This window comes from Mesorhizobium tamadayense (assembly GCF_003863365.1).
Classification (GTDB): Bacteria; Pseudomonadota; Alphaproteobacteria; order Rhizobiales; family Rhizobiaceae; genus Mesorhizobium; species Mesorhizobium tamadayense.
Window position 1 is genome coordinate 1 of sequence record NZ_RQXT01000102.1, and the last position, 8,519, is coordinate 8,519.

10 protein-coding genes and 1 pseudogene are annotated in these 8,519 nt (G+C 61.5%); 5 read left to right on the forward strand and 6 right to left on the reverse strand.

Annotated features, from left to right (window positions below; genetic code table 11):
- The 3 genes from tnpB to EH240_RS36070 form a co-directional block, all read right to left on the reverse strand.
- On the reverse strand, positions 1-202 hold a 202-nt coding region (gene tnpB / locus EH240_RS36060; RefSeq protein ID WP_148101168.1), incomplete at its 3' end, for an IS66 family insertion sequence element accessory protein TnpB.
- Entirely contained in the window at positions 199-645 is a 447-nt protein-coding gene (gene tnpA, locus EH240_RS36065) for an IS66-like element accessory protein TnpA (protein WP_125007113.1), read from the reverse strand. The genes tnpA and tnpB, both read right to left, overlap by 4 nt.
- Before the next feature lie 129 nt (positions 646-774).
- Positions 775-1,671: a LysR family transcriptional regulator gene (locus EH240_RS36070; RefSeq protein WP_125007114.1), complete on the reverse strand. Its 897-nt coding sequence runs from the start codon at positions 1,669-1,671 to the stop codon at positions 775-777.
- A 155-nt stretch (positions 1,672-1,826) separates the two neighbouring features.
- On the opposite strand from EH240_RS36070, the gene EH240_RS36075 reads away from it, so the two are divergent.
- From EH240_RS36075 to EH240_RS36095, 5 genes and pseudogenes are all read left to right on the forward strand, one after another.
- Entirely contained in the window at positions 1,827-2,675 is an 849-nt protein-coding gene (locus EH240_RS36075) for a DODA-type extradiol aromatic ring-opening family dioxygenase (RefSeq protein WP_125007115.1), read from the forward strand.
- Positions 2,672-3,049 (forward strand): glutathione S-transferase N-terminal domain-containing protein, encoded by a 378-nt coding sequence (locus tag EH240_RS36080; RefSeq protein WP_125007116.1) that lies wholly within the window; start codon positions 2,672-2,674, stop codon positions 3,047-3,049. Before EH240_RS36075 ends, EH240_RS36080 begins: the two co-directional genes overlap by 4 nt.
- Before the next feature lie 31 nt (positions 3,050-3,080).
- A complete protein-coding gene (locus EH240_RS36085; RefSeq protein ID WP_125007117.1) occupies positions 3,081-3,479 on the forward strand; it encodes a DoxX family protein in 399 nt (132 codons plus the stop codon).
- A 90-nt stretch (positions 3,480-3,569) separates the two neighbouring features.
- Positions 3,570-4,472, forward strand: a complete 903-nt coding sequence (locus EH240_RS36090) for an NADP-dependent oxidoreductase (RefSeq protein WP_125007118.1) — start codon at positions 3,570-3,572, stop codon at positions 4,470-4,472.
- 198 nt (positions 4,473-4,670) lie between these two features.
- Positions 4,671-5,658: pseudogene (locus EH240_RS36095) on the forward strand (hypothetical protein).
- Here EH240_RS36095 and EH240_RS36100 read toward each other — a convergent pair.
- The 3 genes from EH240_RS36100 to EH240_RS36115 all read right to left on the reverse strand — a co-directional run bounded on the left by EH240_RS36100 (position 5,655) and on the right by EH240_RS36115 (position 8,380).
- Positions 5,655-6,701 (reverse strand): transposase, encoded by a 1,047-nt coding sequence (locus EH240_RS36100; protein WP_206075383.1) that lies wholly within the window; start codon positions 6,699-6,701, stop codon positions 5,655-5,657. The pseudogene EH240_RS36095 and the gene EH240_RS36100 sit on opposite strands and share 4 nt — an antisense overlap.
- A complete protein-coding gene (locus tag EH240_RS38630) occupies positions 6,662-7,225 on the reverse strand; it encodes a transposase family protein (protein WP_206075384.1) in 564 nt (187 codons plus the stop codon). The genes EH240_RS36100 and EH240_RS38630 overlap by 40 nt, the downstream gene beginning before the upstream one ends.
- Positions 7,226-7,939: 714 nt before the next feature.
- Positions 7,940-8,380, reverse strand: coding sequence for an autoinducer binding domain-containing protein (locus EH240_RS36115; RefSeq protein ID WP_125007119.1), 441 nt, complete (start codon positions 8,378-8,380; stop codon positions 7,940-7,942).
- Positions 8,381-8,519 lie beyond the last annotated feature (139 nt).

Below are 8,519 nucleotides of genomic sequence, written 5' to 3' on the forward strand. Positions count from 1 at the left end.
CCAGCAGGCACACGCCGGTACCGTCGAAGTACACCAACTTGACCCGGTCGGCGCGCTTGGCCCTGAAGACGTAGACCGTGCCAGAGAACGGATCGGCGCCCATTGTGTCGCGCACCAGCGCCGCCAAACCCTCGGCCCCCTTGCGGAAGTCCACCGGCTTCGTCGCGACCATCACCTTGACCACACCCGTCGGCCCGATCACGACGGCGCCTTCAGCGCACGGATCACCGCCGCCACCGTCCTGGCGTCGGCGCCACGACCGACCCGCATGGCGACGCCGTCAATCTCCAGCTCAATCACGCCGGCTTCTCGCACGGCCTTCCGCTTCCGTGTCGATCTCGCGCGCTTCCCCGCAGGTTCGGGCTCCGATGCCGCGACCACTGCTGGAACAAACAACGGCTCCGGTGCCGGCGCATTCTCAAACGGCACCCGCGCGGACCGGCGCCAGGCGAACAACTGCTGCGGGGACAATGCATATCGCCGGGCCACCGCGCTCACGGTCTCGCCAGCATCGTAGCTTTCCGCCACAATCCGCGCCTTCTCCTCCGGCAACCATCCGCGCCGCCGTCCAGAACCCGTGAATATCTCAAGCCGTCGAACCGGCTCCTCGTCCCTGGACTTAAGCGTAAGCTCTGAAATCGTCATGTGTCGAAGCCCTCAAAGGCTCCGAGCATCGTGGCTCACGACCACGCGCGAAAGGTGGTGCCGCAACAGCGCTCACGTCTCAGTTCGCCTCTTGCGATGAAGTTCGGCAGGGTACCTGCACAATCGTGTTTATCGTAGCCCCTGCAAGCTCGTCATCATGAAGTCGATGAAAGTGCGGACTTTGGGGGAAAGATATTTCCGGCTCGGATACACAGCATATAGCGTATTGGCGAACCCGATCGCGCCTGGAAGCACCGTCTCCAATCGGCCTGCCTCGATGTCCTGCTCGGCCATCCATTTCGGCAGGAAGACAAGGCCCATCCCCCGCAGAGCTGCCAGCTGCAGAATGGTCTCGTTCTCGCTCAGCATCACGGTACGAAATGTGACTTTGTGCCGTCCATCTGGGCCTTCCAGCGCCATGCTATCACTGGGGTTGACCCCGCTGAAACGAAGCAGCGCGTGACCGTTAAGATCCGCGAGGCCTTTGGGTCGACCTGCTCGTTCCAGATATTCCGGCGATGCCATGAGGTGGAATTGTATATCGGCCAGCGGCCGAGCGACGAGGCCCGGATCGAGCCGGTCGGGCGACGTTGCCCGCAGGGCAAGATCGAAACCTTCGTCCACCAGATTTACGATCCGGCCGCTTAGATCCACGTCTAGGCAGACCTCGGGATAGCGCCGGTTATACTCGGCCAGTCGGCCCACAAAGCAGATGCTGGCCGCCCAAACCGGTGCACTCAGTTTCAGGGTCCCGCGGGGCGCCACCGTAACATTGCCGATGGCTGCTTCCACCTCCTCCAGCCCTTCGAGCATCTGCTTGGCCTGGTTGAAATAAAGCCGTCCGGTTTCCGTCAGGCTGACGTGGCGGCTGGTGCGGTTGAGCAGCCGGGTGCCCAGCCGGTTCTCAAGCTGCATCACATGTTTGCTCGCCATTGCCGGCGAAATGCCGAGGCGGTCGGCGGCAGCAGTGAAGCTCTTCAGTTCTGACACGGTGCAGAACAGCCGCAGGCTCACCAGTGTATCCATGGATCATCAACATCCGAGAAATGGTTCTTCAATATTGAACACATTGATCAATGAATGAGAAAAAATCAAACTCATTTGCAACAGCTGCCCGTCGGCGACTCGCCTTTCGAACGGGCGCCGCGCTTGTCGCGGCAAACCTGCGAAGGACAGACCCGATGACAGATTCTCGACTCCCGACCTACTTCATCAGCCATGGCGGCGGGCCCTGGCCTTACATGACTGGGGAGTTCCGCCGCAATTTCGACGTGCTCGATAAGTCGCTGCTCGACATGCGCGCCGAACTCGGCGGCACGCCAAAGGCGGTCCTTGTGGTCTCGGGCCACTGGGAAGAGGAGGGGCTTGCAATCTCGTCGGGCGCCAAGCCGGGCATGATCTACGACTATAACGGTTTTCCGGAATACCTCTACCACATCACCTACAATGCGCCCGGGTCGCCGGAGCTTGCGAAACGCGTGCGGCAGCTGCTGCGCGCAAGCGGCATCGAAGCTGCGCTCGATCCCACACGCGGTTACGATCACGGCACCTTCAGTGTCATGAAGCCGCTCTATCCTGATGAGGACATTCCTGTGGTCCAGCTTTCGCTGGATACGGGTTACGATCCGGCGTTGCATATCAAGGTCGGCCGCGCGCTGGCGCCATTGCGTGAGGAAGGCATTGTCATCATCGGCAGCGGCCTCAGCTATCACAACCTATCCGCCATGCGCGGCACGGGTGGATACGAGCCGTCCCGCCGTTTCGACGCCTGGCTCCAGGAGACTTTGATCCATTCTCCTTCCGAGAAGCGGACCGAGCGACTCACCGAATGGGAGCGGGCGCCCGCAGCCCGCGCGGCGCATCCCCGTGAAGACCACCTGCTGCCGTTGATGGTGGTGGTGGGTGCGGCCGAGGACGAACCGGGCGCCGTTACCTATCACCAGAAAGACTTCGCCGGCGGGCTTACCGCATCGAGCTTCCGCTTCGGCCGCCCTCCCTCTGCCACCCGATCAGATGGAGACGCAAAATGACCGGTGAAAGGTTCAAACCAGTCCTCTACCTGAAAGAAAACTGCCCGTTCTGCCTCAAGGTTCGCATTTTCCTTATGGAGTCGGGATTTGCGTCGGAAATCGAAAGCCGCGACTTCGTTCCCGGGACCAAACAGGAGGAGGAGATTCGCGCAGTGCTTCAGCCGCATCTTGAGAAGGTCTCCTTCCCGTCTGCTGAGCTTGAGCCCGGCCGCTACGTCACCGAGTCCGACGATATCGTTGCGTTCTTCGCCGCTAAGGCAGGCCGCGATCCGAAAGAACTGACCGTTTACCGGAACTATGTCGATGGCGTCTTCGCCATGTCGATGAAACTCTGGAAGGAAAACATGGAACTCAAAAAGGCAGCTTCCGCCTGACCTCTCACACCGAACCTCTTGGAGATTTTCAATGCTCGATACCAGCAAATGGACACCATACGCGCTCGCAGCTCTACGCATCATGGCAGCGCTTCTGTTCCTCGAACATGCGACCATGAAGTTCCTGCAGTTTCCAGCTCCAATTCAAGGTGTGTCCTATCCGCTTCCGGCCATTATGATCGTTGCAGGCGTCATCGAAGTGATCACATCGATCCTGATGATCGTTGGCTATCAGGCCCGCATCGCCGCATTCATCGCCTCGGGCGAAATGGCTGCCGCCTACTTCATGGGCCACATGCCGCATGGATTTTGGCCGTCCCTCAACATGGGTGAGCCGGCGATCCTGTTCTGTTTCGTCTTCCTCCTGATTGCCTCCGCAGGCGGCGGGGCCTTTGCGCTCGATAATGCTCGTCGCCGGGCCATGGCGTAAACGGCCCTATCGGGAAGCTGCATAGATTTGGCTGCCGACCGGCAGCCAAACTCTTGGGTAAACGAGACGACAAAATTCTGGAGAACCACAATGAAAGCCGCACTTCTCAAAGCTTACGGCGATGTCGATCAGTTCGAAATCGGCTACATTCCAACGCCGGTGCCGGGCCAGGGTGAAGTCCTGATCAAGATCGAGGCGTCCGCCGTCAATCCTTTCGACCTCATTCTGCGCCAGGGCTACATGGCCCAATTCATCCCGCTTCAACTGCCGGCAGTGCTCGGCGGAGACGCTGCCGGCACCGTCGCCGAACTCGGCGAGGGCGTGACCGGCTTCGTCGTCGGCGACCGGGTTGTCGCCGATTTCGCGGCAAACGGCAAAGGGGCGCATGCAGAATTCGGAGTGGTTCCGGCCACGTCCGCGGCCAAGCTGCCGGCAGGCCTGAGCTTCGAGCAAGGTGCCTCGCTGGTCAAGGCAGGCCTTACCGGCCGGCAGACCGTCGAGGCGATCAACGTTAAGCCCGGCGACCGGGTTCTCGTTTCGGGCGGCCTCGGCACGGTCGGACGTTCCGCCATCCAGTATCTCAAGGAGATCGGCGCCAAGCCGGTTGCCGGTGTCAGGCCCGAGCGGCTGAACGAAGGTCAGGAACTGGCGGGCGAAGCGCTCGACATTACGGTTCCCGCCGCAAGCCCGAACTTCGACTATGCGATCAGCACCGCTGGTCCCGTGGCCGGCAACCTCATCGGCAATGTTCGCGACGGCGGCACCGTTGCGAGCATCGTTCCAGTACCCGAAGGCGCCAATGCCGGAGACCGGGTCACCATCCATGAACTCTATCACCGCACCGACGCGGCCATGCTCGACGCAGTGCTCACTGCCGCCGCCAGCGGATCGCTGGTGATCCCGATTTCCAAAACCCTGACCTTGGATCAGATTGATGCGGCCCAGAACGCGGTAGCGGCGGGCGTTCCCGGGAAAGTCATTCTCAAACACTGAGAAACGCAGACGCGGTCCAACCATGCATGACTGCTCTGGCGGGTCGCGCGCCGAAACCCTCACTGCCGCCAACGCCGCCCTAGTTTGGGCGCAGAACGCCATCCCCCCGCCAGAAAATGGGGAGATCGGTAATTTCTCTGGGGTCGAATACGGATTGTTAGGTCCGCGTAGTCCATCAACGTCGCTTCTTTCGGAGCGATGGCGGTGGAATGGACGATCACGATCGAGGGCACTAACAGTTCGGTGACGTTTGCCGGAAGGCGGTCCGCATCGACACGAGCTGGGAACGTCTGTCTGACGGCGACCTTGGCCTGTCGATCGACGACGCTAAGACGATCATGACGGCGCTGCAGAGCGCGGTTGTGAACCACGAGGCGGAGACGTATTCCCTCTTTCGTGGGGTCTGCCCGGATTGCCACCGGTTTCGGCCGGTCAAGGACGACGCGCCAGATCCGGACCGTCTTCGGCACCGTGGAGGTGCGCAGTCCTCGCTGGATGATGTGCCGAGATTGCTACCCGGGCATGGTCGTTGCCTTCGCGCCACTGAAGGAGATCTGCCCCGATCGAGCGACATCGCGGCTGGGGAGCATGATGCCGTACCGACCGGCGGCGGATGTGCTTGCCGAATTCCTACCCGTTGAGCCGACCGAGACGCATGCCACCGTGCGCAAGCGGACCATCAGGATTGGCGAACGGCTCGACGATCAGCTTGCAGAGGTGCGCGCAAGGACGCAAACAGGCGAACGACGCCAGCTTGAAATGCAGCTTCCCGGCGATCGCCGCAAAGAGTTCGTCATCAGCATCGATAGGGCGCATGTCCGCAGCGCCGATCCCGATTCAGAGCGCAACTTCGAGCTCGTTATAGCCCGATGCGGCCGCGGCGGGCGGGGCGACCTATATCAAATCGAACCGCGGCGCGATCATCAACTATGGCAAGTGCAACCGAGCCGGCCTTCGCGTCGCCACGATCCTGGCCGAGTCAGAGAATTCACTGGTCGGCAAGCGAATGGTCAAGAAACAGCAGATGCGATGGTCGCGTCACGGTGCTCACATGCTCATGCAGGTCCGCACGGCAGATCTCAACGGCGAGCTTCGCGATCGATTGCGAGCACCGTTCCGACAGCCAGAGGATCTTCCGCATATTTGGTGCAGGGTCGGCGTTCTCTTGGTGTTTCTACGGTGTTAGGCGGCTGCCAGCAGCCTGTTTCTCAGCAGCGGATACCCGGAGCGCCCATACATCTGGCGCTTGATGGTCTTGAGACGGTTGATCTGTCCCTCGACGGGACTGGTGCTACAGGGCTGGGTGATTGCGGCCCGAACAGCCGCAATGTCACGGCCGATGCCTGCTGCAAGAGAGGCCAGTTCGCTGTCCGTGGCGTCCTCGATCCATTGCTCGAGGCCGGCATCATCGTCGCCGCGTATCAGTGCAGCGAAACGTCGAGCCAGGTCACCCGCCTTCAAGAGCTCCGGCGCGCAGTCATAGAGATGGCACAAGAATTGCTCGGTCTGCTCATCGAGCAAAGTCGGGTCTTCGCTCAGCAGCCATGCACAGTTTCGGCGCGACGGCGGCCGCCATCGCGCATTTGACGGAGCGGTCGATGAGCACTGCTGGCGGGCGGCGGTCCACCTGTAGACGGTCGCCCTGCTGCCTGCAAAGCCGCTGCACTTGATTTCGCTCCACAGATGCAACCCGTTGCGTTGGCCTTCCTGCCAGCGTCCTTCGAGATACTCCTGGAAAGGGTCCATGAGAACCGAGCGCGCGGGCGGCCGCCGGTGCTCGGGCTCCCCGCCCGCTGCAAGCCACCGCTCGACCGTTCTCACGCTCATGCCGGTCCGAGGTGCGATCTGTCGCGGCGACATGCCGGTCGTCCGCAAATCAAGGACTTCAGCATAGAGTTCACTGCGCTGGTGGCGGCGCGACCGGCGCAGGCCATCAAGCTTCGGGGAAGTCTCCACTGATGGTTCCGGATTTCCGTCCTCATCGCCACCCGTCTCAGCCTTCATCGCCTTTCCGGCGGCACTGACCGCTTTGCGATGGCGGTCGAGGGCCAGACGCAACGCTTCGCCCAGGTTCTGGAGAAGATGCCAGCGGTCGGCGACCTGCGTTGCGTCGGGAGCACCGCGACGGGCGCCGTCAGCATAAACGCCGGCGCGATCGCGAGCGATGACTTCGATGCCCGGATGACGTTTCAGCCATGACGCGACCGTGTTGGCATTTCTGTCCGGCAAAGATCGCAGATGATCGTTCCGTAGCGCTGCCCCTTGCGCCAGGCCCAGTCGTCGATGCCGACCACCCGCGGCGCGTCCGGCGGCTCGAACCTGGCTGTGCGGATCATCCGCAGCAACGTATCGCCGCTTACCGGCATGGCGAGTTTGCGCGACAGGCGCGAGCCGGATTCACCGCCGACCGCGAAGCCGATCACCAACTGGCTCTCGCCGAGGCGGGCGGTGCGTCTCGCTTTCGGCTGCACCGTTTCCGGCAACCGCTCCGTAAAGATCCGCTGACGGCATTGCGGATCGGCGCAACGGAACCGCCTGGCGTGAAGCCGGATTTCGACAACCTGTCCCTGCCACGGCAGATCAGCCACCCGGCGCATGTAGTGGCTGTGGACGCGACCGGTTCGGCAGCCGCAGGAGGGACAGCACGATTCTGTCGCCTTCGGCCGGGCTACAAGCACCACCTTGTCGGCTTGTGGGAGAATTTGGACAATCGAAAGCTCGGGCGAGACCAGCGAGCGGAAGGCATGGAGCACGGGCGAATCACCGGCGTCGACTGCGATTCCGACTCTATGGACTCATTCGCACTGCCCGTGAATCCCGGCACCTGCACCAAATATGCGGAAGATCCCAATTCTGATGAGAAGCGCGCGACAATCAGAATCTGGTGTCGCGGCGAAGGGGATGATCGCGGCATTGATTGTCGCGCGCAAGAGGCTCGCAGCTTCATTGTCGCGCCGCACTCGCCGACTTTGATGGCGGTAAGCCGTTTAAGGCCGCACGATCTCAGGCGTTTGCCGTGACCCGCCTCAGCCTCTCGCACCAACAGCGCGCAGACGTTCAGGCGCTATTGCCTTTGCTGGCCCCATATCTCGGCCACGCCAGTTACACCGACACCGCCTAATACCTCACGGGCTCGGCGGAGCTCCTCGCCATCGCGGCTGAGCGTGCCGCCCTCGATGGAGGCCCAGCATGAGCGAACACCGCACACCTGCTCCTAGCGCCGCTCCTGGAGTCCTATTTCCGCCGGCGGCCTGACCAAGCAGCGGAACGCGACTCTGCGAGCGTGGCCAGCTATCCGAACGCCTTGCATGCTGATCCTCTTGCCGCCGCCCTATTCAAGATCGAGCTGGGCGATCGTCTGACCATTGAGGTCGATGCGTTGAAGGTATGGGATGACGGCCGCGTGACGTTCTCGATGTTCGCGCATACTGGAAAAACCACCATCCCCGGAGACTCGCCACAGATCGTCAAGGTTGAGAAGGTGAAAGCGCAACCCAAGACCACAAGATCATGGGATCGGAATGCTTCATAAAGGCGGCGAAGCGGACGAAGCCTCGCCGTATTGGGACAGTCGCGCCACTCTGAATCCCGAATTTGGCGGCTTCAAAACGCTGTTGCGATGCTGATGGCAACCGCAGAGTCCGGCGATCCCACTGAATCAATCGTTGCGATGATCGAGCCAGCCCGACGACGGGGTCGAAATCCTCGTATCGTTGCTCAATATACGGCTGTGCCCACGAAGTTGGATAGGAAGAAAGCACCGTGAGCGCGGGGAAACCCGAGACAAGCAAACCATCGGTAACCCAACCGCCTGGCAAAATGATCAGCGGCACCTTTGAAACCAACCTCATCATAGCAGTCTCAAGGGCGTCAATGAAGTCTTTGAAAGCAAGGTCGAGATGCGTCATCAACACGATCCTGAACGTCCTCGGGCATCGCTTGTCATCGCAACATCTCGGCGAGCGGGCCGGTGATCAGCTCCGTGACCGAGGACCGGGCCGTCGCGTCGGTAGGCATGTACGAGCGTTGTCATTCCAATGCTAGTGC